The following is a 26,352-nucleotide window of genomic DNA, read 5'->3' on the forward strand; positions in this document are numbered from 1 at the left end:
ACTTATAACACTTTTCAGAGGTATAGTAAAATCATAGTGTTTAAACATTTCGTTATTAAGATACATAACGTGAACTCGGTAAAGGGGAGATTATTATGTCAAGAGCAGTAGGAACCGTAGTACGTGGACTTCGTGGTCCGATCATTAACCAAGGTGATTCTATTGAAGAAATCGTAGTGGATACAGTATTAAATGCAGCAAAAAGTGAAGGATTTTCGATCGAGGATCGTGACATTGTTACCATAACAGAATCCATTGTTGCTCGTGCGCAAGGGAACTATGCGACAATCGACCATATTGCGACAGATATAAATGAAAAATTCGGTGACGAAACGGTTGGTGTTATTTTCCCAATTCTAAGCCGTAACCGATTCGCTAACTGCTTGAGAGGGATTGCAAAAGGCGCGAAGAAAGTCATCTTAATGCTTAGCTACCCTGCGGATGAAGTAGGTAATCACCTGGTAGACATTGATGAACTCGATGTTAAAGGCATTAATCCTTGGACGGATGTATTATCAGAAGATCAGTTCCGTGAACATTTTGGTTATAAAAAGCATCCATTTACAGGTGTGGATTACATTGAATATTACAAATCTCTCATTGAAGCAGAAGGTACAACTTGCGAGGTCATCTTCTCTAATAACCCTAAAACCATTTTAGAATATACAAAATATGTCCTGACTTGCGATATTCACTCCCGTTTCAGAACGAAACGCATTTTAACGAACAATGGTGCTGAAAAAGTATTTGGTCTCGATGATATTTTATCCAAATCCATTAATGGCAGCGGCTTTAACGAAGCTTACGGTCTTCTTGGATCTAATAAAGCAACCGAAGAAAGCGTGAAATTATTCCCGAATAACTGTCAACCGATCGTTGATCGTATTCAAGAGAAATTGAAAGAACTAACAGGTAAAACCGTTGAAGTCATGGTGTATGGAGATGGAGCTTTCAAAGATCCAGTAGGAAAAATTTGGGAACTGGCAGATCCTGTTGTCTCCCCTGCTTACACTGAGGGACTGAGCGGTACTCCAAATGAAGTGAAACTGAAGTACTTGGCAGATAACAACTTCTCTCATCTTCGTGGTGAAGAATTACAACAAGCGATTACGGAGTTTATCCAGAATAAAAACGATGATCTCGTTGGTGAGATGGAAGCTCAAGGTACTACGCCTCGTCGACTAACCGATCTCATTGGCTCATTGTCTGATTTAACATCAGGCAGCGGCGACAAAGGTACACCAATGATTTACATCCAAGGTTACTTCGATAACTATACAAAATAAGATGAACACGAACCTTTGGACATGATTGTTACATCACAATCCGGTTATCATCTTTCAACATATTTTAAAATGTACACCTTGCTAAATTCAGTTTTAGCAAGGTGTATTTTTTATTTTCGTTAACGTCTCTGCTTGATGTACAGACGATTATAGGTAACGAGGTGGTGAAACCTTTTTCACAAAAAACACTCCACTCAATTGCTCAGCTGGAATAATAAATTTCCTTACCGTTCCATGCTCTAGGATCCGTGTTTTCTCAAAAATCCACTTATTGTAAGGTTGCTCCGTGACATTAGAGAAATCAAGAAACGATACAGAAGACTCGGTATGATTCATGTAATCCTCTAGACTCCTTTTTGGAGGAGGGCCTATTCTATAGACTGTTCTATTCAATAAGTGTGCCTCTCCTTCATACATAAACAGCCCCAAATAATAGGAGTCATCCATCAACGTTTTGCTTATTAGTGAACCCATGGGTCTGTAATTATTAGATGTCTGATAATTTTTATAAATATGAGCATTGTGAGCCCAAATTATTATCTTTTCATTCGGATATAATTCACTACAAATCCATTCTAAGTTAGCTGCCATGATCTGATCCCGATATTTCATATAATCTTGAAAGTTATCTGTTAAATGTTTTAGAAAAAGGCGCCTATTTTCGAGTTCTTTCTGAATGAATGTAAAGGGTAAGTCTAAACCAAGATTAATAAAATCCTTTTTCTTCTCCATCAGAAGATCGAGTAATTGATCTATAGTCTGATTTAGTTCATTTTGAATGAACTTATACTCTTGCAGCGTCTCTTTGGGTATCCTCTTCCTTCTCCCTGTATATTTGCTAATACGACCATACCAATGAGCTGTGTTCTCTTCTACTGTTTGTATGTTCTGTATAAATTCTAAGGGAAAATCAATATTGATTTTATTTAAAAACGCTATCAACAAACTCTGTTTGCTGGAGGGCTGAGAATCAAAACCGATCAGATTAAAGTCCTCGTTAGCTTTTAATGATTGGAATAATGAATAGGTTTCTTCTGTTTTCCAAAACGGAAAGACAGAATGGTCTATGAATTCATCAACTGAAAGTTCATCTTTTAGGAAGTTCGAGGTATAACATTCCGTAATTCCGCTCTCGAATGCTATCACTTTAAATCCCATTTTATGATAGAGAAAATCGATCAATTGGGTCTTGAGAAGATTATGCTCAGCAATACCGTGACCATTTTCACCTAGCCATACAATTCGTTTATCCTTTAGAATGTTCTCTAAAAAGTTGAAATGATCCGATCTAGTTTCGGACAAGGTATCCACATGATGAGCATGTTCCTTTACCCACTCTACTGACCTGTTATATGTTGTCTTTCTTGACTGAAAAATTGCCACCCTTATCCCCCTTTCGATCAATGAATCCTGTAAAATATACTAAGTTAGATAATGAATATAAAATTAGCTGCTTATTTTTTTCTTACTCTTCTTCCTACCAAGAAAGCCACAAGAACAATCAAAACAATTCCAAGCGCTGTCATCCATATGTTTGAGCTTATAGAATTCAATTCCCCTGAAAGATCCACTTGTTCTGTAGGTGCTTTACCTTCACCTAAAATCGTTAAATCTTCTGCTGCTTGAGCTAATACACTCGTCCGATCACAAATAATTGTTACAAGCTCTTCTCTGTCACCATACATAGAAGATGATTTCGCATATACTAAATAATCCTCCCCTTCTTTAAATTGAATTCCACAATCACCTCCACCGCCACCGGTACGAATGATGATTTGAGATTCTGAACCTCCCTTCCAGACCTCACTGATTTCAAATAATACAGTATTTGATAAATATCCATTTGTTCTCTCTTCCTTCACTTCAATTACGCGTCCTGAGAAAACGGCTTCAGATCGACTAAGTTCATCTTGAACACTTATAGGCTCCACACAAGAACAAGCATATGCATTTGAAGGTATGGAGATTGTCATGATGCTCACTAATAGACAAATGGATAGAAATATATTTATTTTCCTTTTCACCATCATCATTCCCCCTATTCATATTCTGTCGTCAATGTAACGACATTCAAGAATCTAATTATTATCTTTGACGATCTTAACTTCATTGTTTGTCACATAACAGGTGTAATCCGAACGCATCTGAGGTCCCTCTCCGTCTATTGGTTCACAGTCTTGCTGAATAGTAATCAGAAATCCATCTTCCTTTTCTTGGCTGTCATTAACCTTATTAAAGGTTTCTAAGTCATTTCCACAGACAGGAACCTTATCTAGTGCCCTGCTTGTAGCAGTTTCTAAGGTAAGGTCTTGTTCTGAAACACATCCGGATAATAATACGGATAGCAAAAAAACAAAAAGAAAATTACGCATGACGTCCCTCCTTCTACTTCTTAAACGCACCAACTCACCATTTGTTCCACCTAATCTTATCTAGCGATTAAAATCACAACCTAATCATTGCAAAAAATGCACATATTTTGTTTCTGTTTTATTATAATAAGGTATATTATATGGAAGCGTTTACAAGAATTCTGTTCTTTAGCCTTTCATACCCCTTTTTCTTAGAGGATTAGGATAGGTTTGGTACAGTGTATTTGCTTCACATGTATAACCAAAAATGAACAAAGGAGCTGGTTTATCTGCGTAAAACAACAATGAAAGGAATTCCCTGTTTGCTCGGTTTAACAATCTTCTTCTCCACTCTAAGTATCCTGCTCTTATCTCCTTCTGCCGTAAATGCCGCTTCTGGGGAAACGGCAAGCATCTCCGACATTTTAAAATACCAACAATCTGATGGCGGTTGGAGAAAGGATTATACGACAACCAGCGGAGAGTGGGCCAAGTCTACGATTGATAACAAAGCTACTTATACCGAGATCAGGAGACTTGCAGCTGAGTATCAAAAAACGAAAGATAGCAAGTATTCTGCTGCAGCGATCAAAGGAATTCAATTCTTGTTGAACATGCAATATGCAAGTGGCGGCTGGCCGCAAGTGTATAACAGCTCCGGTTATCATAAACACATTACTTTTAATGACAATGCCATGATTAACGTAATGATACTGCTGGATGATGCGGCTAACAAAAAAGGAGATTTCACCTTTATCGACAGCACTCTAGCCGGAAGATGTACAACGGCAGTGACAAAAGGGGTGAGCCTTATTTTGCAAATGCAGGTTGTTGTCAATGGAAAGCTAACGGTTTGGGGACAACAGCATGATTCAGTTACTTTAAAGCCCGCTGGGGCAAGAGCATACGAAGTTCCTTCTCTCTCCGGCCAAGAAAGTGTGGGGATTGTTAAATTCCTCAAGACGAGATCTTCCACAACTCAAATTGCCAATTCAATCAAAGCTGCAGAAGATTGGTTTAAAGCTGTGAAAATTACTGGGATCAAAGTTGTAAAAACGAGCGATGATGTCATCGTGACGAGTGATCCGACTGCTCCAGCAATTTGGGCACGTTTTTATGAGATAAATACAAATAAACCGATCTTTGTCGGCCGTGACGGAATTGTTAAATACAAACTTAGTGATATTGAGCAAGAAAGACGAGTAAATTACTCATGGTACGGAAATTGGGCTAATAATCTAGGGATCTATTAAACAATGTTCGTAATAATACGGAGTAACAAACAAATAATTAAATAATTAATTAAACAACCAGTCTCCGACTTAGAGGCTGGTTATTTCTAATTTTACATTCACTTATTGTTTACATGCTGATTGTAAAATAACTCCGAAATAGTATATACATCTTTTCTCCGCGTAGGATTATTGGATGGGGAAATACTCTCCATTGAATTGATACTGATAGCTGTCCTTTATTCGAATATATCCGAGTATACAGTGGTTTCTATCCCTATATAGAATGCCGGAAATATTCTTATTGTCTACATTACCTTCTGCCACCATAATTTTGGGATCATCACAAGCTAACACAATACCAATGTGATCATGAGAATGATCAGATAATAGTTTTTCATAAATAACAATATCACCACGAGCCGGACTAAACTCTTCTTCATTAACGTCATAAAAAAATCCAGTATCGGGCAGTTTTGCCCAATCTAGCAGTGCTCCAACTCCGGCAAGCCGATACATATGGTTTGGATAACGAATTGGCAGTAATATTCCCGCATGCATACAGCAGTGATATACAAATGCAGCACACCAGTTATTCTCTAGCACTTTATATATATCAACGTCTGGCCAATACTTACAAATCTCTCTATAATCCTCATTATTAGGTACTCCTATTATATTCTTCTTTGCCAAGGTTTCTGCATAATCAGCAAGCATAGAACGTCTGTCTTCTCTAAGTGGATTTATTAATTTCGCATCGATATGATCAGTGGTAGCAAGCGCTTTTACTGTTTCTTCCGGCATTCCTAACTCTCTAAGTACATTTTGTAGTCTATGTATATCCATGGTAGATACATGTCTAGCCGTATTGTGAAAGTACATCTGCAGTAAAATAGCATCTTTCAAAATTTCCTCATAGGGACCATGACCGCGCTGCCGATCATCTTGATAAAAAATCGATCTAAGAATAATAGACATCTCTTCATCAGAAAAGAGTTCGGAGCTGCGTAAGATGGGTCTTATTGCATCAGCACTATTGTGGCCTGGAAAGGACTTTACTTGCGTCTTAACAAAATAATAATTGTGAAGTAACCCCGCGATTGCGGCTAATTCCGGGTTTTGTCCTCTCCTTATAGCAAGCATGGAAGCAAAACTTGAAACCCCAGACAATTGTGACCAAACCTGATGTTTCTTTAAGTTGCTGCCTTCAACTAGTAGAATATTATCATGAACAAGAGATTGAACAAAATCCAGTCTCCTTGATTTCTTATCACTTATCAAAATTATACCTCCTCATCTCGAACGATCGCAGACTTATCTTCTACATATTGATCTATCTGACGACATTATGCCGTATCTATCCTAGCTTGTATATTCCTAGCGCTTCTCTCCATTTACAGCAATCATTTGAACCACCGTTCGGGAGTCACCCTTTAGCTTCACGTTACCGGCGAGCAGCTGTGAGGAACCATCTCCGTCTAGAAAAATGCCTTCCTGTAATTTCCCAGCAGCAACACTGCTCTTTATGGCAGTACGAAACTGTTTAGCCGTACATTTGGTAGAAGAAACAATAAGGTAGATGTCTCCTGATGTATCATAAGCCATTGCACTTCGCAGCCGATTGTCGCCAGGAAAAGGAAGCCCTTCTTCATCGATTGCAATTTGATACCATCTGTTATCATCCCTTAGGTTCATACTTACTCCACCCTGTGCCCAGAACTTTGTCTCATCTGTCATCGTTAGATCTCCGGCACTTGCAACCCGCTGAACGTCAACCTTCTTTGTAATCCGATCAAATACCATCGTTCCACGGTCGTATTTGGTGTTAAACCAGCCTGATCCATATTCTTTGACGCTACCGTTAACAGGTACACCATCCATCACTGCAATACTAAGTAACTGATCTTCCCAAAAGAATCCGCCATTTATTCCAGGGAACCCCGAACGCACCACATTCTCGTTAATCGTCAGCAGCGTTATATAATCTGGTTTTGTCTGCAATACGTGTAGAGTAACCCCATTGTCAGTAGTTGTTTGGGTATACTTCAGTCCATCCGGAGTGTCTTCTATACTTATAAAGGGCCATGCAAATACTATGCCAAGTGTTAACATGAAAATACTAAAAAAGATCAGTAAAGAACGACTTACAAGGACTACCCTGTCAATTGCTTTATCTTTCAATACGCACTCCTCCTACTGATCAAGCACCTTATATTTGACATCAACCTTATGAAATCCTTCTCCTCTACTTTTATATAAAAAACAGCCGATCACATGGACCAGCTGTAATTAATTTAATATTCAACTATAAATCATTACTGCATCAGTTTTGTTCGCGAATCCTAACCCGTACATCATCATGTCTTACATAACGACAGAAATAACATACCTTATAATTGAGAACTTATTGGGTCTCCCAGTAATCACCAACTAGACCTTCAATAATACTTCCGCTAGCCCACGGCATGAGACAAAACCATGTACTGGCCGGGGAACCATCACTATATTTTTCGGTAACCAGTCCTTCAGAATGACAAAACCGTTCAGACATCCATCCTTTTTTTCCAAAATCAAATTCACCATCATAACGATTATATGTTTGACATCCCCAGCGAACGGTATCCATCAAACGCAAATCTACATAAGGATCATCACGCTTTGCGGTATAATAGTATAACTCATCTACAATACTGCTGGACATGGGATGAATATGTGGATTCGCTACTGAGGTTACACTGCCCCCACTGCTAGACCAACCGAGCGTGCTAAGCGGAGGAATTTTCACCGGCGAATTATAACAAAATTTGAAAGTAAACTCATAACAAATAGCATTCCGCATATGGTCTAGATACAGATCATCTTTCGTTAATGCATGAAGATATCTGACTGCCCGGATGTAAGCTAAAATCCCCTCCGAATCCACAGCCTTCTCTGCATCCAATGGGGCACCGTAACATTCCATGCGTTTTACGTAAGTCTCATAATAGTGTTGTTCACTATCTTTAAGACTTTCTATATAAGACTCATCTTCAGTTAGCCAGCTGTAATAAGCCATTGCAGCCAAGCACCAAGCACCGCTAAATGCGTCATATTCAAGCCCAGCACCTGTTTTTTCTGATAGGATGGTCGGATATTCATGGTCTGTATTCTTTGTTCGTTCTAATTTATCCAGAATATCTTTAGCGAAAATCAACCAGTCATCATGAGAAATACCTTTGATTCGTTTCTCATATTCGTATGCCTTCAAAATATAAAACATGGCTTGTCCTGAAAGGTAAGCAGAATGCCCCGGTGTGCGCATACCGTCAAACCACCATCCTTTGTTACTCCATACACCATTATGGTAAGCACTATATGGGAGACCTGTCTTGGGATTAAGTGAGTTATCAATAATATTTGTAATACAAGAAATCGCTTGCTCCCGCATAGCCTCATCTCCCAGTCGCAGAGCTGCCATAAGTACAGGTGTAGCAATGGTTAGACCATTCGTCCAACTGATAGAAATAATTTTATTATATCGCCATCCTCCTGTTTGTTTATCTTCAAATACAAAAGTAGAATAATGGCGTTCCTCGGGAAGCCAAGCATATGTAAAAATTGCACTGGATAAATCACTGGCAGCTGTTTTAATGTCGCTTCCTTCCCTTGGCTGCTGATGATAACGATAATAAATATGTTCTAGCGCTGGATTGATACCAAGTTCTGATTCAGCTTCATATTCATACAGATCTATCGTAAATTGAATCGTCTCTCCTGCCTGAATCTCAAAGCAATTGTCTTCAAGCGGCGCTTGTTCTTTGACTAGACGAGATTTAATAAAATGCAATGGTGCGTTTTCATAACCAAGCGTATACCCTACTGTCCCTCGGTCAATAGAGCATGTATATCCGCCATACTGATAAAATTCACCTGTTTCGCCTGGGTACCACTGCTGTTTCACTCCATCTTTCGTAATAAAATAAGGACTTGCACATAGTCCATAGACTTTTCCACTGTCATATACAAATGCAGCGGGATGCGATAAACGATCACTTCTAACCATCCACCAAGAAGAGGAAGGCCTTCCTGGGTTCCCTGGTCTCAGTCTTGGAAACTCATTAGGAACATTCTGCGGAGCTTCTCCCCGGTTTAATCCATACATAAATGCAGGCAGAAAAAATCGAGGTTCCACCTTTTGAAACGGTAATTCTACATGGATTACACCCTGCCAGGGATTACTTTCTTCGTTGCATATTGTGATAAGTGCCTGGATCGGAAATTCCGGATTGCCTATATTTCTTTTTATATTTATTTTTGCTGTCAGTCCATTCTCTTGTAGTTCTCCGTATTCCTTACTATCACTTGATTTATTTCTTGCGGTTATAATGAATTCCATGAGATCCTCCCATCCTCTAATCAGGAGACTGGCTCACCAATCACTCATTTTCCTGAATTGGTAAGCCAGCCATATTTTAAGACAATTAATACTGAGCAGATACTTCAATTTTATCGATATTTGGACCTTCCGTTCCTGTCGTTACCATCTTCACTATATTATTTCCACTGTTCATAGGAACCTGTATCGTTTTTTCGCCCCATGTTCCCCAAGCGCCCGTTGCGGAGAAAGGAACGTTACTTAATACCTTTGTTCCGTTAACATAGATATCAAGATTTCTAGTGCCGGACTCCAGTCCATACCTAATTTTAATATTTTTCGTTCCTGTCACTGCACAGTAGATCGAATTCCACTGAATTGCCGAATTTGAGTCAGCACTAAAATTAACATATCCAGTTCCGCTGTATCCACTGTAGAGAGATTCGACTACCGCATCTGTCAACGTTGTACCAGACTCCGCTTCATAGGCGGTAGACTCACTTCCACTGACACTTCCTAAATCAGCTGTAAATGTCATGACACTTCTAGCAGGCAGCTCAGCAGTAAAAGAATTATTCGTTACCGTAAGATCGGTACCTGCTGCCATGCTTCTGCTGCTGTCAGTAATCCAAGTGGATACTTTGGAAGCAGTTCCATTTTGCAAATTAAATTTCTGATTTACACTTGAAGCACCGCGGTTAACCGCTACAATTACAGCCTTGTTGTTACCTTTGTAGGCAGATACGAATACATTCGTGTCCGGATTCTTAGTGGCGTCGACTCTTTTATATCCAGGACGAACAAATTTCGAAAAATGAGCCATGCTGTATCCGCGTTTACTGATCGTACCATCCTCATTCATCGGGCCATATTGTCTCCGAATATACCACCACACATAGGCCTGAAAATCCGCTTCTACCATCGCGTGATGCATATGATAAGCAACATCCAGCGCTTCAGGCCAGAGATTTGCTGAGTTATTATTGCTGTTTGGGTAATAGACTTCCGTCATCCAAAGATCTTTTCCTGCCCCTTTTTGTTTAAACAATGGATAGGCAAAGTCAGAAAAGTTAGTGCCATATGTGTGTGCGCCAAGAATATCCATATTCGCGAGAGCTTGCGGATCATTCAATATAGGATCTGACATATTTTTAAGATAAGAAAATGACTCGGGAGCAATTACTTTAGTCTGTATAGAACCTGCATTCTCTTTCATAAAACGCAGTATTTCTTGAGGTGTCCACCAGGTCCATTCATGTGCATAATCGGGTTCATTCTGAACAGAGATCGCGTACAAATCAACACCGTTCTCTTTCATATAAGCTACGAAATCATTTAGATGCTGAGCATAAGCTGCATATTTATCATACTTAAGACGCTTTGCGCTCGTATCCCCATTACGGTTGAACGTCTCTACCATACTGCTAGGAGGATTCCATGGCGATGCAAAAACAATAGCGCCTTGTTCAATGGCACGTTTCGCCGTTGGCAATTCCTTGTACCAATTGCTACTATTTTCATCCACATAAATTCGCAGTATAGAAAAACCTAGCTGATTTACTCCGTTACCAAACGCAGTATCTCTTTGAGCAGGAGTTAAATCGCCGATCCATACAGGGTGGTTAATCCCTCCAAAACCTCGGATGACTTGTTTTTCAGAAGAAAAATTAACATTTACATCACTTGCAGCCACTACTTTCGATTGGTCTGAAAAGGAAAATAGAAGCTGCATTACAGAGGCAAAAACAAGCATTGCACAAATTGATTTTTTAGTAAGTGAATTCAAATTTTATCATTCCCTCTCTAAATGAATTTGCGGTGTAAACTTGTTTTAAAAAAAGGAAAGCAGTCCGCTCGAAGTTAAATAAATTTAGGCTCCGCTCGGACTGTTTTTCTACGTGGGTTATACGATTTTACTTTTTCCAGACTTCATCAATTGCCGCTTGGAACGGTTCTTTGTATTTCTCAACAACCGTTGATACGGACACACCTTCAAAAATCTCACCGCTCAACTCATAAAACGGCATATTTGGATATCCGTTAACTGTATCAATTACTTTCATACTATTTCCTGCAACACGGGCATTGTTAATATCATCCTCATTACTAAACAGTGTTTCCAGTTGAGCTTGTTTTGGATAGTCATACATAGATTCGATGTCAAACATCTTTTCATAGATGTATACCAGTTGCTCAGGGTTATCAATTGCTTTTGGAACGGTTAAATAGTTAGGAATCGTATTGCTTGATTGATATTCAGTAGCGCTTGGTCCCATAGGGAATGGTAGATATCCTAGTTCATAGTCCGGCATATCCTTTGAGTAGCTTTCCATCTCATAATCACTGCCTGCTACCATTAATGTGTTACCTTGTCTGAAGAATTGTCCCGGCTCTGTCCAGTCTCCACCTTCTGTTGGTCTTGCAACAGATTCGGTTGTAAGTTTAGACAAGAAGTTTAGAACCTCTAAAGTTTTAGGATCCTCCAAATTTTGTTTGTCGTCAGCAACCAAATTTGCCTCATTTGCTGCCATAGCCTGAACAAGAATGGAAGCAGAAGCAAGCCCCCAAATATCTAATTTACCATCGTTGTTTGAATCTTTATTCGCTTCTTTAGCGACCTGTGTAAACGTATCCCAGTTCCAGTTATTATCATTCACATACTCTTGTAGCGGTTTCATTCCTAACTGATTCATTAACGTACGGTTATAGAAAATTCCCGAAGAAGCTCCCATATTCCCTGTTCTAAATCCGTAGCCTCTTCCCTCAAATTGAGAATATTCGTTCGTGTACTGTTGAAGGAATATCTTTTCGTTCTTGGTATATTCATCTACCGGGTGGAATAGACCCTGTTTAACCAGTGTCGGAATCATCCAAGGTCTGGCTACCCGGATAATATCACCAAGTGGTTCGCCGGCAACGAGTGAAGCAGTCACTTTATCTTGATATTCCCCGTAATCAACTACCACGTATTCGATTTTAAAATTGTGTTTCTCCATTAGTGCATCCAAGTTTTTCTTTATGGCAACGTTATCTGGGTTATCTTCATTAATGGACTCATCGTACCAAGATACCCACTTAATTGTTCGGCCGCCCATGTCGAAATCCATCTCAGGTGTTCCAGTAACTTCTTCCTCTTCTACTGGTGCTTCATCTTCTTTATTTGCGTCTTCTACTTCCGTTCCTGTGCTTACATTTCCTGGTTCTGGTTCATTAGCTGTACCTCCGCCGCTACCACTGCATGCTACGATGAACACTAGTAGAAAACAGCATAACAGCATCCCCATCTTACGCATCCACATGTTTATTCCCCCTATAATTAATAACCTCAATATACAGCGCTTTCATTTTTTGTTTCTATAGCCCATTTCAAAGCATCAGCTATATGATCATTCCAAAAATCCCATGTATGAGCACCTGAAGTTTCGACATATGTATGTTCGACATCTTCGCTCAATAAAAATTGATGCAACCGCTGGTTGACATGAAGTAAAAAATCTTCTGTCCCACACGCCAAGTATATTCGCGGTATATCTACCTCTTCTGTCTTCAGACAGCGAATCAATTCCTCTGGGTCTTTGTCACTTCCAAGAACAAGATCGAGGTCTCCAAATACACTTTTGTAATAATCGTAACTAGCAATTCCATTGTGTACGTCTGGCCTCATATCAGGTAATGAGTAGGGAAGCAATGCTGATGACAAGGCGATAATCCCTCCAAAATGGTCAGCATACTTTAGTCCGTTACGTATGGCGCCATATCCGCCCATTGACAGTCCGCCGATAAAGGTATCCTCTCTCTCAGAGGATAAGGGAAACATACGCCGAGTATATTGTACGAGTTCACGTCCAATATATTCCCCAAGCCATTCTTCTCGCTCTTCATTATCGAGATAGAACTTATTCTCTCCTGCAGGCATAAACACGGCTACATGATGCCGATCGGAAAGTTCTCGTATCCTCGAATAACTAAGCCAATCCGTATGGCTTCCGCAATAACCATGAAGTAAATACAGAGATTTCAGACCTTTCGTGTTTTCTTTAGAATCTGAACTTTCCTCTGCGGCTTGATCAAGCGGCAACAATGCATTGAAGGTGACCTCTCTTTTCATACACTTTGAAAAGAAGCTGATTTGCATTACAGCCATATCCTTGCTCCTTTCTCATATAATCGGTATTATTAAAATTCAGGCTTAAATTCACAATTCCCTTATTTCGTTTAACTTATAATCCTCTAGTAATTCGCTATACGATCTTAGGACTGAACAGCATCAATTACATCCCAATAGGAAGCTTTCGGTTTATGCTGTGTATCAAAGAGAAATGGCCAGTTTTTACGATTACGGACAGGAAAATGATCCAGCCAAGTGTAATCATCAGCGGCGCCCCAAAAAGTAACGGAAGTGATGTGATCACTGTACTCCTTAAATAATCGGAAGAACCCGGCATAACGCTCAGCTTGAAGTTCAAGCATCTCTTCCGTTGGTGCAGTGAGATCCGTCCTCTTATCCTCATGAGCAAAGAGCGATACATCCATTTCTGTAATATGAAGTTTCATTCCGAGACTCGCATATCGTTCAATCGCTTCTCTTATGTGATCCAGGGCCGGATGTAACAGGTTCCAGTGTGCCTGCAGACCAACACCATGGATAGGAACCCTCTGTTCGATCAGCGACTTGACAAGTGCATAGATTTTTTCACGCTTTTCAGGAACAGATTCGTTGTAATCGTTATAGAATAAAAGCGCATTCGGGTCCGCTTCATGTGCATATTCGAATGCTTTTGCAATAAAGTCTTCACCGATCACATCAAGCCATTTAGACTTACGCAGTATTTGTTCACCGCTGTCTGATACGGCTTCGTTAACAACATCCCAGGCATAAATACTTCCTTTGTAGCGACCAACTACTTCATCGATGTGAGATTTCATTCTGGTAAGTAAAGTCTCCCGGTCGGCTTTGCCTCCTGAATGACTTTCAAAAACCCAGTCAGGGGTTTGATTATGCCATACAAGTGTATGGCCTCTGACTGCCATATTATTCTCCATTGCAAAAGCAACTAGCTGATCTGCTGCCTCAAAGGTATACCTTCCCTCCTCTGGTTGTATTCTTTCAAATTTCATTTCATTCTCTGCTGTTACACTATTGAAGTGCTGTGACAACAGTTCTTTCTGTGTAATTAATGTCGTCGGATTAACAGCCGCTCCAATGTGAAATCGTTCCCTATAAACCTCATGGAGCTTAGGTATGGCTACCTTCTGATCGACTGTCTGATCTGTCAATTTTGCTGACCCCCTCTAACCTCATTCAGAATTGGATGACTGGCATAATGTGGTGGATGTTCTCCTCAAAAGTTTAGCTTTTGCTTTTATCTGCAACAACCTGCTAAACGGTAGATTTTTCCCGCCCAAAATAATGAAATCCATACTTTCACAGGTCTTTTTCAACGACAGGATCTTCAGTCTCTATAAGATAGATTTCATCCGCTATTGTATCGAAGCGAACTACATCACCATCCCTGACCGTCTTGATGTTTGTCCCCGTTTTGGTCCTAACCGTTAACTGATTTCCTTCACTTCGAACTTGGCATACGGTGCTGAATTTCGCGTGCACAGCAGCCTGTAGAAGATTGTTCTCTTCCCAGTGAATGGTAACTTCGAATCCTCCGCGTGCCCGTAAACCGCTAACCATCCCGGAGGTCCATGCCTGCGGCAAGGCAGGGAGCAAATCAATCATCCCTTCATGGCTTTGCAGTAACATCTCCGCAATACCGGCTGTTCCGCCAAAGTTCCCGTCAATTTGAAATGGGGGATGGTTATCCAGCAGATTCGGCAGTGTTGAACCACGTAATAGATCAGATATATTTCTATATGCTTCCTCTCCATCACGGAGTCGTGCCCACATATTGATGATCCAGGCTCGGCTCCATCCCGTATGTCCTCCTCCAAAAGAAAGCCTGCGATGTAATGTGATTCGAGCGGCCTCAGACCATTCAGGCGTACTTCGCGGAGTAATCCTGCTACCGGGATGAAGTGCAAATAGATGAGAGATATGCCGGTGGCCAGGCTCTACTTCTTCATAGTCTTCCATCCATTCCTGAAGCTGTCCGTGACGACCGACTTTCGGCTGAGGCAGACATGACCGCACTTTTCGAAACCGTTCACGCATTGTATGATCAATATCTAGCAGTTCAGCTGCTTCAATACAAGCCCCAAATAAATGGTCAAGGATTTGACTGTCCATAGATGGAGCAATACATAGTGCACCTGTCTCATCACTTGGTAGACGATATCTATTTTCTGGCGAGACCGATGGTGAAGTCACTAGCTTTCCATCCGAAGTTTCAATCAGATAATCCACGAAGAAGACCGCAGATTCCTTCATTGTTTCATATGATTTTATAAGAAAATCTCGGTCTAATGTATAAAGGTAATGCTCCCATAGATGAAGACATAACCATGCTGCTCCCATTGGCCAGACTGTTGAAGATATCCAAATATCTTGAGGGGCCGTATCTCCCCATAAATCGGTATTATGATGAGCAACAAATCCACCGCAGCCGTACATCTGGCGTGCTGTTACCCTTCCATTTGGACGCATCTTCTCTATCAAATCAAATAAAGGGTCGTGACATTCGGCTAAGTTGCACATTTCCGCCGGCCAATAATTCATTTGAGTATTAATATTGATCGTATATTTGGAATCCCACGGCGGTGTAAAATGTTCATTCCAGACCCCTTGTAAATTTGCAGGCAATGAACCTGGTCTACTACTTGAAATAAGTAAGTAGCGCCCATATTGAAAATAGAGCTCTATTAAACGGAGATCTTCCATACCATCCTGAAGTGCAGTCATTCGCACATCCGTTGGACGGTTGTCAAAATCTTCATCTGTCTTGGCAAGGGATAGGGAAACTCTTGTGAACAAACGCTGATAGTCAGCAACGTGCGTTAACCGCAGCTGTTCATATCCTTTCTGTTTCGCTTCTCTCACCGTTTCACGGCTATACAGTTCGGGGTTCTCATACCGATAAGTTGTTCCTGCTGAGATGAGAATGACGGCTTCATCTGCTTGATCGACAAGAAGAAACTCCCCGCAGTTCGTGACCTCTCCCCCGCTGACCTGTATGTCGATAACGGAACTAATTTGAATTCCGTCCTTCCCTCCCGTTCCTGCACTCATGATAAGCCGGCCCTGAGATTCCGTATGCAGACTATCTATGAATCGCTGTCCTCCCCGTGTAAACCGGAGTCTGAACGATACCGCTTTTGTTTTGTCAGCTTTGATTCGCACAGCAATAACCTCGTCAGGAAAACTCGCGAGATGCTCTCTTTCGTAACGTATACCTCGCCATTCATAATGTACGGTAGATATACTGTGCTCAAGGTCAAGCTCTCTCCGGTAATTGACAACTTCCGATTCATCATGGCCAAATTCCATAGTAAGTTCACCCAGCGGTTCGTAGTGTCGCTGGCTCTCCGGCGTTCCAGATAAGGACATCGAAGCAAGTTTCTCAGCTTCGCTAAGACGTCCCTCATGAAGTAACTGGCGAATCTTTGGAAGATGATGAAGTGCATCCGAATTATTACGATCCATGGGTCCTCCAGACCAGATCGAATCTTCATTCAATTGGATCCGTTCCACGTGAGTCCGTCCGAAGATCATTGCTCCGAGTTTTCCACTTCCGATTGGCAATGCTTCGTTCCAGCTATCCGCAGCTTTTTCATACCATAATTTCAGCGTTCCACTCATCGATCGTACTCCTTTCATCCTGAGGATTAAATGATTTCTTGAAGTTGTTTCTGGCTGTGGGAATCTAACATCCGCCAGTCCTTGATTTCGCATCGTTTCCCATTCATATCTGTTATAATAATCCAGCCTTCTCCAGGGTAGAGAAGATGTTCATGGAGATTTCGCATCACCATTCGAGTCGGCCCTAAGTTCGTTTGTAATTCCCATATCCATAAACCAGATTTATTTTTTACACTGTCTATGCGTGACACTTTTGGCAAGAAGTAACGAAGCTCAAGCTCTTCTTTTAGGACGCACGCACTTTCTTTGTCCAGCTCCTCAATCTCGCGGATAATGCCTAGTTCTTCGTCCTCCGCATTTCGGATGGAGATATAGGAAGAATCATATTGAAATGGGAAGCAGCGATAGACAATAAGTTCGTCGTAATATTTCTCATTCACCGTACCTTGTATGACCCCTCCCTTGTTTCTTGAGAGGATAATATCCTGCTGTCTTAGCATCCGAATATCAAAATGTTCAGCCATTCACGCCCACTCCCCTAATCTGTGACATTTCTTTCTGAGCATCGACTAATTTTCGGTATACCCCATCGGGTTGGTTAAGCAGCTGTTCATGTGTTCCGACTTCAGCAATCTTGCCCTTGTCCAGGACAACTAGTCGATCAGCATTTCGCAGGGTGGACAGTCGGTGAGCAATAGCAAACGTAGTTCTGCCTTGTACAAGACGATTGATTGCTTCTTGAATTTGCCTTTCTGTCTCCGTATCAACAGAAGCTGTAGCTTCGTCTAAAATAAGGATTCGGGGATCATGAATGATTGCTCGTGCGATCGCGATCCGCTGTTTTTCTCCGCCAGACAGCTTATGCCCTCTTTCTCCTACTCTTGTATCGTAGCCATCTGGCAATCTAACAATAAAATCATGTGCGTTTGCGATTTTTGCCGCACGCATGACTTCTTCAGGCGTTGCCTCTGGTTTAGAGTAGGCAATATTGTCAGAAATCGAGCCATCAAACAAAAAAGTTTCCTGTAAGACAACGCCGATCTGACTGCGAAGATCATGCTGACTAATCTGACGAATAGGAACACCGTCAATACGAATTGTTCCTTCGTCCGTATCATAGAACCGGCATATTAAGTTAATAAATGTTGACTTTCCTGCACCTGAATGACCAACGAGTCCAATCATCTCTCCAGCTTTCACTCGTAAATTCACATCTTTTAGTACAGGATGATGCTTTTCATACCCATAGGTGACTTGTTCAAAATCTACGTCGCCTTTGATCGTTTTTATCGGTACGGGATTACTGGATTCAGGTACTTCAGACGGTGTATCCATAATCTCGAATATACGATGAGCTGCTGTGAATGCATTGCTCGCCCAGCTTACCATTTGGCTGATCCATTGCAGCGGCCCGAACAGCATCCCAAGATAAGTAACAAGCGCCAATAGTACGCCTAGCTGAATCTCATTTCCGAGAACTTTTCCCCCGCCGTAATACCAGATGAGCAGGGTCCCCACCCCAGCAATGAGCTGGAAAGCAGGAAAAATAAACTGCCATAGTCCTTCTGTTTTGATATTATTTCGAACCACTTCCAAATTGGCATGATCATAACGTGTCATCTCTTCCTTTTCACGCCCAAATGCTTTCACTACCCGGATTCCTTGCATGGATTCTCCAACCATCGTGTTAAGACGGAAGATAGATCGCCACTGCTGGTATATCCTGCGGCCAACCTTAGGCCAGATGGTAACGGATACGATGATGATGAAAGGAACGGGCAGCAAAGCGAGCAAAGACAATTGCCAATCCAACCCGAAAATGATGACACAAATCGCTGCGATTCGCAGCATCTCGCCACCGACATACATCACACCATCTGTCATGAACTGGCGCATGGATTCTGCATCACTATTGACTCGGCCGATAAACTGGGAGGTTTGCCTTCGATCAAAATAGGCGAGTGACAGCCTCATAAGCGAACGATAAATATCATTACGAATGTCGCCCATCAGCTTCGAGCCAACCCAAATACCGATATACCCGCGGATGGTTTGCATTAATGTCATCATAACGGTTGTTGTTCCGAGCGCTAATACGAAAAAGAGCAGTGTTGAGACTGCCGCCTTCGGCTGAAGCACATCATCGATAATTAGTTTTATTAAATAGGGCGGAGCTAGTTCTACAAGTGTTGTAAGAATAAGCAAAATCGCCGCTATAGCCATTCTTAATCGGTAAGGTTTCGCGTAACGGAGTATTCTTGCTGCCGCCTGGCCTTTATTCATACAAAATTGGCAAACCTGAGTCCCCTCGCTAAGTGGGAATTCGCATGTTGGACAGCGGCGCGGCAGGTCTTTCTCTGAAATCATCGGGATCGTCTCTTCTTTAACAAGCGCTTCAATCAGCTTCGCTGCGAAACCAAATATGGATGAAAGTTCAGCAGTATATCGACCAATCACTATAGGCCCTTCCTTTGTATCAACAAGCAGGGTCCCACCGCCGATTCCTTTTGCGGTTCTCGCTTTACTTATTTCTGACAAGGATATGATTTGTTCGGGCAAATCCCCCGTTCCCCACAAGTAGATCACATCGTCTGTCACTACAATCCATTGCTCACCAAAACTACCGTTTCGAAGCAGGTCCGTTTTCGCGCTAAACAGCACTTCCCCCGTTAATTGCTCTGCAATAACCTTCGGAATCTGGTCGTAATAGGACATAGCACCCTCCACATAAAAATGATTATTCATTTACATCCGTGATTTTTGAACAAGTAAAAGCGCCTTGCACAAGCTCTTAGAGTGGCAAGACGCTTTCTTTTGAAATGATCTTATTGGACTATCCGACAATGCCTGTTCGCTCTATACTTTCAACAAAATAACGTTGAACGAATAAATAAATGATAATAAGCGGTAGAATCGCAAGCAGAATACCCGTATCCTGCACCATACTTAAGTAGAATGGATCTGCTTTTGAAGCATCCCCTCCTGAGAGTTCGATTGCCAGATTATATGGCAGTGATGACAACTGGGTTGACATAACCTTACTTGAAGTCAGATACGTAGTTGTATAGAAACTGTCATTCCACTGCCAAACAAAAGAGAAGAGAAGGGTTGTAACAATAGCAGGAACGGCATTCGGTAACATGATTCGAATAAATGTTTTACCTACACCTGCACCATCGATATAAGCCGCTTCTTCCACCTCTTTAGGAACACCTCTAAAGAACTGACGGAAGATAAAGATATATAATCCAGCCTTAAGTGAATTTGCTGTCAATGATGTCAAAATAAACGGCCAATACGTGTTTAGCAAATTAATAGATTTTCCACCTGTAAATAACGGAACAATCCCCATTAGATTAAAATCTTTTAAATTCAAATAGATAGGAATTAGAATCGTTGTCGGCGGAACGAGGATCGTCAAGATCACTCCAGCAAATAACAGATTGCTTCCTTTAAATTTTAGACGGGCAAAACCATACCCCGCAAATGCACATGAAATCGCTGTCAGTATCGTCGTTGTTGCGGATAATGTGAATGTATTCAGTAAGGTCTCCCAGTAATCCATTATCTTAATGGCATTTATGAAATTATCAAGTGTGAAATTCTGCGGAATCCACACCACAATGGGAGAATACAAGTCGTTCTGATGCTTAACTGCCGTTGATATTTTTTGAAGTATCGGAAACAAAATGACAAACGATAATCCTATAATTAGTGTAAACCGGACGATTATCCATAACCATTTCTTCCAATTGTCAATTGATATAAACCTGGAAAAGATCATCCTTACCCACCTTCTTCCTAATCCTGATAAAAGACTTTTCTAGATACGAGATACGTGCTGATCAACAGGATAATGGCTATTGCCACAAAATAAATCCAGGCCATTGCCGAGCTAAGACCAAAATTAAAATTCACGAAACCCGTATTACGAATTAGCTCCGTAAGATCATTACGAGAGAAGGAATCGATAATGGTATAAATCATATTTACCAGAATAATGGGACTTACCATGGGAAAGGTAATTTTCCAAAAAGCTTCATATCCTGTAGCACCCTCGATTTTCGATGCTTCATACAATTGAGGCGAAATGGTCTGAATGGCTGCCAGGAAAATGAGGATCTGAACTCCAGATTGGCTGACAATCTGATAAATTCGGTCCACAGCTCCCGTCAAATAATCAACGATGGTTTCACTGACACCCGCCTGAAGCATCATATTCGAAAGTTCAAAACTGCCAAACCCTCTTAGAATACCTGAGCTCTGACTTTGATCATTGATCGCTTGAACCAAGCTTGAGCTCTCTAAACTCAGAATGATACCAGAAGACAAAATTACGGGTAAGAAAAACACTGATCTGGCTATCGACCGTAAAGCAAATTTCTGATTCAAGAGAACCGCCAGGAACAAGCTGAAGATGACAATCAGCGGCACATTGACCACCATATTAATGATCGCTTCCGTCAATGTACGGTTAAAGCTCGTATTGACTGTTAACGCTTCGATATAATTCTTCATTCCAGCAAACGATACGGTAATCCCCGATGAATTGGCTTCTACATTGCTGAAACTGTATCTGAGTGAAGATAACAATGGAACCAGAAAGAAGAAAATGAAACCTAATGCCCATGGCAAGACATAGATGAATCCCCAAAATGCTTTTTGTTGTGCGTAAGTTCGTTCTTTCAATCCAAGCTTCATAAAGGACTTCATGAATCTGCACCACCCGTCACATAACTCTCGGCTTCGATTGTTCGCCCGTCGAATGTAACGGCAGAGCGATTATAATTCACAATAATGAATAAGCCATTCTCATATTCTGTCCGAAACACACCGTCAGCAAGTTTCTCATGATGAGTAATGCTTTCATTCTTCACGTTCTTCAGGATGGCATTGACTTCACGGTAGATATCCGAAGCCTCATCGATCCATAGTTTGTAATTCACGGCATATAAATGACTATCTTCTGAATCTTTTACTTTGTAGTTAGGTTCGTGAATCCATTCAAAATATACATTAGCCCCATATTCCAAACTTTTTAAAATGTATGGCTTCACATCGGTGTACGTAGATAGATTATAAGGATCGCCGGTGTAATCGATGTATCCACGCACGACCATTTGATAAAATGGAATCTCTTCGTCTTCAATCTTAAACTTACTGCTTGTCATCGGTGCATTCATAATGTCTGTAAGGTATGGAAGTGTATAAGCATTTCCGCCCTCTGCCAAAACATCGATCCCCGATTCTTTTATTTTTTCAAGAGACTGTATGGATAACTGCTCAGATTCTATCCGATCAATCAGCTTATTTTTACGAAAATCACTGTTAAGTACATCTGCCAGATCTCTCAGTGAAATACCGCCTGTATCATATTTCTGGAATTCCTTTAGTAAGTCATCCATCAATGCGTTTGCTGTCTTTGGAGAAATAATGTACGAAGGCAGTCTGCTGCGATCTCGGCGTCCCATAGCTACATCGAGAGGATACAGCGTTGCAGGATCCCCTTTGAGTGTTCTTGCTGCTTCTTTTGCTTTATTAAAGCTAGAACCTGAATTGGCCATTAAAACGGCGACATCCGGAAATAAGGAAATGTTCTGCTCTTTTGCAAACGAAGCGAAGGATTTCATTCCTGACTTCCCGCCAATCGCCTCATCAACCGAGATTTTTTCAGGCACCTTATGATTGAGTCCTTTGTTAAACCATCCAGCATACCTTAGCTTAATATCACGGATATCACGTTCTTGTAATTCCGTAATAATGTCCTTAGCTTGATCGAAGGTAGTTAACGGTTCTAATGCCTGATAAGGAATACCGGCAAAATGCTTTTGTTTTGAAATACTGCCAATCAGCTGCAGATAAAACGGAATATTATCCGAATCTTGTTCTGATTGTTCTTTTTGCGGAAGACCATTGTTCTGAGTTAGATATTGTTGATAATAAGTTGCCATTCCTGAATAGGAGGCTTGATTACTGCCAAGGAACGCATACCGAATAGTAAAGTCGGTTGACATGGGGCGCTCTTGAAATGAAGGAATGGAACGTTGTTGTCCGTTCGCATCCAAGGTCAAGTCTCTCTTATTCAGTACGGTAAAGCTTGGGTATACATAATTGTAACTGTTTACCTTGCCGCTAATATCCGCATTGACCGTTGCTGCGGGTGCTCCTTCTTCAATAATACCGAGGAATGCTGCATTCTCCCGCATAATACCGAATACCGGCAATCTTATGGCTTCCGTACTTAGCGCATCTTCCGTTCGATCCATGGTTTTATCTGTACCATAGACCGGCTGTTGATAAGCAGGATACTGCGTTTTTCCATTGTTAAAATGAATGAGTGCACCTGATCCGTCCGGTACGAATAGAGAACCTTCCTCCTTTGAACTACCTGCCCCAAAGTAACTAAGAAGAGACAGCGTTCCAAGAGGATACTTTTCTGGGTATTCAATTCGATCCGCAGGCACTCTTGCTACAAGACTGTCACCGTCCAGCGTGTATTCAATAGAAGCTAGGAACAATCGAGGTTCTGGTTTTGTTTGATCCAGGTTGTTTTCTTCAATATCGATGGCAAGCTCTTCTTCCGTATACCCTGCCTCTTCAAAAGCTTTGAGTGCTCGGTCGAGCTGAAGACCCTTTAACGCTCCATCATTACGAACAAAAACCTCAGCATCACTGTCTTCTGTGTAAACCAGCATAAGTGCGCGTTGATTCGTTTTATCTAATTTAGCGAGGAGTCCTTCATAGCGCGTTTTACTAATCTTCTGCGGCATATCCTCAGCTGACTTGGCACTTGTCCCGAATTGATAATTCACTCTTACTCCATTCTCAATCGGTTCAAAATTAATTTGCTTATGCATCACTGCATCTGTATATGAGTTAACCGAATTCACTTGACCAAACGAGTTGTAATATTGAAGCTTCATCTGAGCAGATAACTCACTTTTATTGACACCAGCAGCCAAAGCATCCGTATCTCGGTCAGAAGGATTGCTGTACCAAATTTCACCGCTGGCTTTATGAATGACCGCTACTGATCCAGATTCTTCGTCCACGAGAAATCGTAATGAATCATTTTCGGCTACTCCCTTCATATTAGCTGCACGGGAATCGGTGAAGGAAGCTGTGAGCGGCTTACCCTGTTCAAATACTTTCGTCTCGGTCTCCGTTTGATTTGCGCTGACCAGTTTAGCTGAATTCGTACCTGAACAACTGCTGAGAAGCAGGCAGCACACGATACCTACACCAATAAGTGCTTTTTTAGAATTCATATTCATCTCTCTCCCTCCTTCCCTAACTCCTCATAACCAGTTCTTGATAGATGACGGATATGAAGGACACAATTTGCTGAACCAGACTGAAAAACAGCATACCGATAAAGGCCATGAACCCCATTGCAACCACCGTTAGCAGCATAATACCAATGGTTTTTGCAGGAGTGAATTGATGTACGGTCATATTGCCTACGAATAGCAGGAATAGAAACCAAAGAATAGAAAGCGCATTGGAAAAATAATAAAAAGTAGCTTCCTGTAAGGAAATGATGTTACTCAGCCAAATCCAAGGAAAGTTAATGATAACAAGGGGGAGTAAGGCAAAACATGTCGATGTAAAGATTTCAACAAATTTTCCTTCTCCATCCATAAGCGTAGTCAGTGACCAGTTGGCAACGCACCAAAATAGTACGGGAACAACGATATATACGACTTCCAAAAGACTGTTCATGTCCTTCGGGTTATACAAGTTGACCAAAATACCACTGTACTGTGTGCTTAAAATATTCGTAATCACCAGAAAAAACAGAATGAGGTATGAGATCATCAAATTCTTTTTCTGGGTTTGCTCATATTTCAAATCCCAAAATCCGTTAAACGGATGCACGATCAGCTGTAAAGGGAATGTTATGAGTTCTTTATTCAAGCAGACACACCTCTTTTTCTCCGCACGGATTTTCGGTATATACGAGCTCCTACGAAGGCTACAACACCCAGGACGAGTAAAGTCATGATCGTACCGAAATAATCTCGTAACAATTCTTTGCGGTAGAGCAGGAACGACTTGGAGTAATTAGCCAGATCCATACTTCGATCAAAATAACTCATTGCATCTTTATAATCCCCTTGCCTTAGCAGCGCTTTACCGATTCCAGAATAAGCAAATTCTAAATTTGCGTTCATATTTATCGTTTCATTAAATAACTCATAAGCTTTCTCTTCATCACCGCGATAATAGCTGCGTACAGCTTCATTAAGTGTTCTTCCATAAGCAGTCGTACGGAACAAAGTGATCTCACCCAATGCTTTATCAAGCACGATAAAGTCATCCCCTACACGTTCGATCGCTGTCGGTGTTTTAAATTCACCAAGCAAGTTACCAATACCGCCAAAGATATACATTAAGTGTCCATCTCCGTTATATGTGAAAATTCTTCCGCGCTTCGAATCCAGCACGCTGTACATTTCACTATCGGAAACTTCGATATCAATCAATCGGGAAGGGCCTGCATCTACCGTATAATTAATATCGCCTTGGGGGTTAAAATAACCCGTACGCCGTAAGATATCATTGCCTTGTGCGTTCAGTTTTTTAATATTGTCTCCCCACTGATCTCCGTTGGTCGCATAAATAAAACCTTCGTTATCAATGTCAAGATTCGTAAATTCCGTAGGTGTATACATTATCATCTGACTGCGCTGCGCTTGTGTGGAGATTCGCTTCCAAAAATAATCGATAGGATCGATCTTTACTCGGTTCGCACCAATAAAAGAAGTGAATACGCCCTCCGCATTAAATTCCATAAATCCGTCAAATACACCCGTCGACATGACGTACAGACGCTGTGCATTATCCATTACCACACGTACGGGCTGAAACTGAAAATTAGCTTGCAATAGATCCGACTCCGGCGCCCCAATCACTTTTACTAAATGAAAATCCTGGTCTAAATGAACGATTCGGTTATTTCCTGTATCCGCAACGATTACATGATTCTGATCTGTAACGAACAGCCCTTGAGGATTGGAAAAAGTATCCTCCTTCCCATCATGATCGAAAGAGGTAATTGTAACCGCATCAGTGAAGCGATTATTCATCACAACAACTCTGTTGTTACCCGAATCAAGTACATAAATCCGCTGATCACTTGATACATGCAGATCACTAGGTTCTTTTAATGGTCCTACACCAAGATCAGCTCCGCTATACAACTCGGTTGCCTGATAGGCTGCAGGCGCTTCAACGGTCTCTCCCCAAAAAGAATAATTATACGAAGCTCCATCACCAGCAGCATTTGTTACTCCCCCGCCCAGCGTAACACCAAGCATGAAGCAGATTGCTGATAGGAGCAGCTTCTTACCTTTCGATTTCGTCTTCCGCATCGTGCAAG

The 26,352-nt window shown here is 41.3% G+C and carries 20 protein-coding genes; 2 read left to right on the top strand and 18 right to left on the bottom strand.

The window, feature by feature from the left end; genetic code table 11:
- Positions 1 to 95: 95 nt before the first annotated feature.
- A complete protein-coding gene (locus QPK24_RS13140; RefSeq protein ID WP_285741724.1) occupies positions 96 to 1,286 on the top strand; it encodes a coenzyme F420-0:L-glutamate ligase in 1,191 nt (396 codons plus the stop codon).
- Between the two features lie 147 nt (positions 1,287 to 1,433).
- Here QPK24_RS13140 and QPK24_RS13145 read toward each other — a convergent pair whose 3' ends face one another.
- The 3 genes from QPK24_RS13145 to QPK24_RS13155 form a co-directional block, all read right to left on the bottom strand.
- The gene (locus QPK24_RS13145; RefSeq protein ID WP_285741726.1) at positions 1,434 to 2,669 is read right to left on the bottom strand and encodes an erythromycin esterase family protein; all 1,236 of its coding nucleotides are present in this window, start codon (positions 2,667 to 2,669) and stop codon (positions 1,434 to 1,436) included.
- 71 nt (positions 2,670 to 2,740) lie between these two features.
- Positions 2,741 to 3,319, bottom strand: a complete 579-nt coding sequence (locus tag QPK24_RS13150; RefSeq protein ID WP_285741728.1) for an LPXTG cell wall anchor domain-containing protein — start codon at positions 3,317 to 3,319, stop codon at positions 2,741 to 2,743.
- 45 nt (positions 3,320 to 3,364) lie between these two features.
- Positions 3,365 to 3,658: a hypothetical protein gene (locus QPK24_RS13155; RefSeq protein ID WP_285741731.1), complete on the bottom strand. Its 294-nt coding sequence runs from the start codon at positions 3,656 to 3,658 to the stop codon at positions 3,365 to 3,367.
- A gap of 302 nt (positions 3,659 to 3,960) precedes the next feature.
- Here QPK24_RS13155 and pelA point away from each other — a divergent pair, with 302 nt between their 5' ends.
- Entirely contained in the window at positions 3,961 to 4,890 is a 930-nt protein-coding gene (gene pelA, locus QPK24_RS13160; RefSeq protein ID WP_285741733.1) for a pectate lyase, read from the top strand.
- Positions 4,891 to 5,058: 168 nt separating this feature from the next.
- Here the strand turns inward: pelA and QPK24_RS13165 are convergent, their stop codons facing one another.
- The 15 genes from QPK24_RS13165 to QPK24_RS13240 all read right to left on the bottom strand — a co-directional run bounded on the left by QPK24_RS13165 (position 5,059) and on the right by QPK24_RS13240 (position 26,344).
- Positions 5,059 to 6,150 (bottom strand): CHAP domain-containing protein, encoded by a 1,092-nt coding sequence (locus QPK24_RS13165; RefSeq protein ID WP_285741735.1) that lies wholly within the window; start codon positions 6,148 to 6,150, stop codon positions 5,059 to 5,061.
- A gap of 96 nt (positions 6,151 to 6,246) precedes the next feature.
- On the bottom strand, positions 6,247 to 7,050 hold the full coding sequence (locus QPK24_RS13170; RefSeq protein WP_285741738.1) for a hypothetical protein: 804 nt from the start codon (positions 7,048 to 7,050) through the stop codon (positions 6,247 to 6,249).
- A 223-nt stretch (positions 7,051 to 7,273) separates the two neighbouring features.
- Positions 7,274 to 9,244: a hypothetical protein gene (locus tag QPK24_RS13175; RefSeq protein ID WP_285741741.1), complete on the bottom strand. Its 1,971-nt coding sequence runs from the start codon at positions 9,242 to 9,244 to the stop codon at positions 7,274 to 7,276.
- Positions 9,245 to 9,329: 85 nt separating this feature from the next.
- Positions 9,330 to 10,976 (bottom strand): glucuronoarabinoxylan endo-1,4-beta-xylanase XynC, encoded by a 1,647-nt coding sequence (locus tag QPK24_RS13185; RefSeq protein WP_407083022.1) that lies wholly within the window; start codon positions 10,974 to 10,976, stop codon positions 9,330 to 9,332.
- Positions 10,977 to 11,136: 160 nt separating this feature from the next.
- Entirely contained in the window at positions 11,137 to 12,522 is a 1,386-nt protein-coding gene (locus QPK24_RS13190; RefSeq protein ID WP_285741743.1) for an ABC transporter substrate-binding protein, read from the bottom strand.
- 26 nt (positions 12,523 to 12,548) lie between these two features.
- Positions 12,549 to 13,367 (bottom strand): alpha/beta hydrolase, encoded by an 819-nt coding sequence (locus tag QPK24_RS13195; RefSeq protein WP_285741745.1) that lies wholly within the window; start codon positions 13,365 to 13,367, stop codon positions 12,549 to 12,551.
- Positions 13,368 to 13,474: 107 nt separating this feature from the next.
- Positions 13,475 to 14,500: an endo-1,4-beta-xylanase gene (locus tag QPK24_RS13200; protein WP_285741747.1), complete on the bottom strand. Its 1,026-nt coding sequence runs from the start codon at positions 14,498 to 14,500 to the stop codon at positions 13,475 to 13,477.
- Positions 14,501 to 14,648: 148 nt separating this feature from the next.
- On the bottom strand, positions 14,649 to 16,970 hold the full coding sequence (locus tag QPK24_RS13205; protein ID WP_285741750.1) for a glycoside hydrolase family 95 protein: 2,322 nt from the start codon (positions 16,968 to 16,970) through the stop codon (positions 14,649 to 14,651).
- A gap of 26 nt (positions 16,971 to 16,996) precedes the next feature.
- The gene (locus tag QPK24_RS13210; protein WP_285741751.1) at positions 16,997 to 17,494 is read right to left on the bottom strand and encodes a DUF1854 domain-containing protein; all 498 of its coding nucleotides are present in this window, start codon (positions 17,492 to 17,494) and stop codon (positions 16,997 to 16,999) included.
- On the bottom strand, positions 17,487 to 19,685 hold the full coding sequence (locus tag QPK24_RS13215) for an ABC transporter ATP-binding protein (protein ID WP_285741753.1): 2,199 nt from the start codon (positions 19,683 to 19,685) through the stop codon (positions 17,487 to 17,489). Before QPK24_RS13215 ends, QPK24_RS13210 begins: the two co-directional genes overlap by 8 nt.
- Before the next feature lie 118 nt (positions 19,686 to 19,803).
- The gene (locus QPK24_RS13220; RefSeq protein WP_285741755.1) at positions 19,804 to 20,754 is read right to left on the bottom strand and encodes a carbohydrate ABC transporter permease; all 951 of its coding nucleotides are present in this window, start codon (positions 20,752 to 20,754) and stop codon (positions 19,804 to 19,806) included.
- 17 nt (positions 20,755 to 20,771) lie between these two features.
- Complete coding sequence (locus tag QPK24_RS13225; RefSeq protein ID WP_285741757.1) at positions 20,772 to 21,683, bottom strand: carbohydrate ABC transporter permease; 912 nt, start codon at positions 21,681 to 21,683, stop codon at positions 20,772 to 20,774.
- Positions 21,680 to 24,244, bottom strand: a complete 2,565-nt coding sequence (locus tag QPK24_RS13230) for a DUF5696 domain-containing protein (protein ID WP_285741759.1) — start codon at positions 24,242 to 24,244, stop codon at positions 21,680 to 21,682. Before QPK24_RS13230 ends, QPK24_RS13225 begins: the two co-directional genes overlap by 4 nt.
- Before the next feature lie 16 nt (positions 24,245 to 24,260).
- Positions 24,261 to 24,887, bottom strand: a complete 627-nt coding sequence (locus tag QPK24_RS13235; RefSeq protein ID WP_213532336.1) for a YIP1 family protein — start codon at positions 24,885 to 24,887, stop codon at positions 24,261 to 24,263.
- The gene (locus tag QPK24_RS13240; protein ID WP_213532335.1) at positions 24,884 to 26,344 is read right to left on the bottom strand and encodes a hypothetical protein; all 1,461 of its coding nucleotides are present in this window, start codon (positions 26,342 to 26,344) and stop codon (positions 24,884 to 24,886) included. Before QPK24_RS13240 ends, QPK24_RS13235 begins: the two co-directional genes overlap by 4 nt.
- Positions 26,345 to 26,352 lie beyond the last annotated feature (8 nt).

The sequence above is a fragment of the Paenibacillus polygoni genome (genome assembly GCF_030263935.1).
GTDB lineage: Bacteria > Bacillota > Bacilli > Paenibacillales > Paenibacillaceae > Paenibacillus > Paenibacillus polygoni.

What these genes read in the sequence shown, in the direction of transcription:
- QPK24_RS13140 (WP_285741724.1), top strand. Translation starts at nt 96, where the DNA reads ATGTCAAGAGCAGTAGGAACCGTAGTACGTGGACTTCGTGGTCCGATC.
- QPK24_RS13150 (WP_285741728.1), bottom strand. Translation starts at nt 3,319, where the DNA reads ATGATGATGGTGAAAAGGAAAATAAATATATTTCTATCCATTTGTCTA.
- QPK24_RS13155 (WP_285741731.1), bottom strand. Translation starts at nt 3,658, where the DNA reads ATGCGTAATTTTCTTTTTGTTTTTTTGCTATCCGTATTATTATCCGGA.
- QPK24_RS13175 (WP_285741741.1), bottom strand. Translation starts at nt 9,244, where the DNA reads ATGGAATTCATTATAACCGCAAGAAATAAATCAAGTGATAGTAAGGAA.
- QPK24_RS13185 (WP_407083022.1), bottom strand. Translation starts at nt 10,976, where the DNA reads ATGCTTGTTTTTGCCTCTGTAATGCAGCTTCTATTTTCCTTTTCAGAC.
- QPK24_RS13190 (WP_285741743.1), bottom strand. Translation starts at nt 12,522, where the DNA reads ATGTGGATGCGTAAGATGGGGATGCTGTTATGCTGTTTTCTACTAGTG.
- QPK24_RS13195 (WP_285741745.1), bottom strand. Translation starts at nt 13,367, where the DNA reads ATGGCTGTAATGCAAATCAGCTTCTTTTCAAAGTGTATGAAAAGAGAG.
- QPK24_RS13205 (WP_285741750.1), bottom strand. Translation starts at nt 16,970, where the DNA reads ATGAGTGGAACGCTGAAATTATGGTATGAAAAAGCTGCGGATAGCTGG.
- QPK24_RS13210 (WP_285741751.1), bottom strand. Translation starts at nt 17,494, where the DNA reads ATGGCTGAACATTTTGATATTCGGATGCTAAGACAGCAGGATATTATC.
- QPK24_RS13215 (WP_285741753.1), bottom strand. Translation starts at nt 19,685, where the DNA reads ATGTCCTATTACGACCAGATTCCGAAGGTTATTGCAGAGCAATTAACG.
- QPK24_RS13220 (WP_285741755.1), bottom strand. Translation starts at nt 20,754, where the DNA reads ATGATCTTTTCCAGGTTTATATCAATTGACAATTGGAAGAAATGGTTA.
- QPK24_RS13225 (WP_285741757.1), bottom strand. Translation starts at nt 21,683, where the DNA reads ATGAAGTCCTTTATGAAGCTTGGATTGAAAGAACGAACTTACGCACAA.
- QPK24_RS13230 (WP_285741759.1), bottom strand. Translation starts at nt 24,244, where the DNA reads ATGAATATGAATTCTAAAAAAGCACTTATTGGTGTAGGTATCGTGTGC.
- QPK24_RS13240 (WP_213532335.1), bottom strand. Translation starts at nt 26,344, where the DNA reads ATGCGGAAGACGAAATCGAAAGGTAAGAAGCTGCTCCTATCAGCAATC.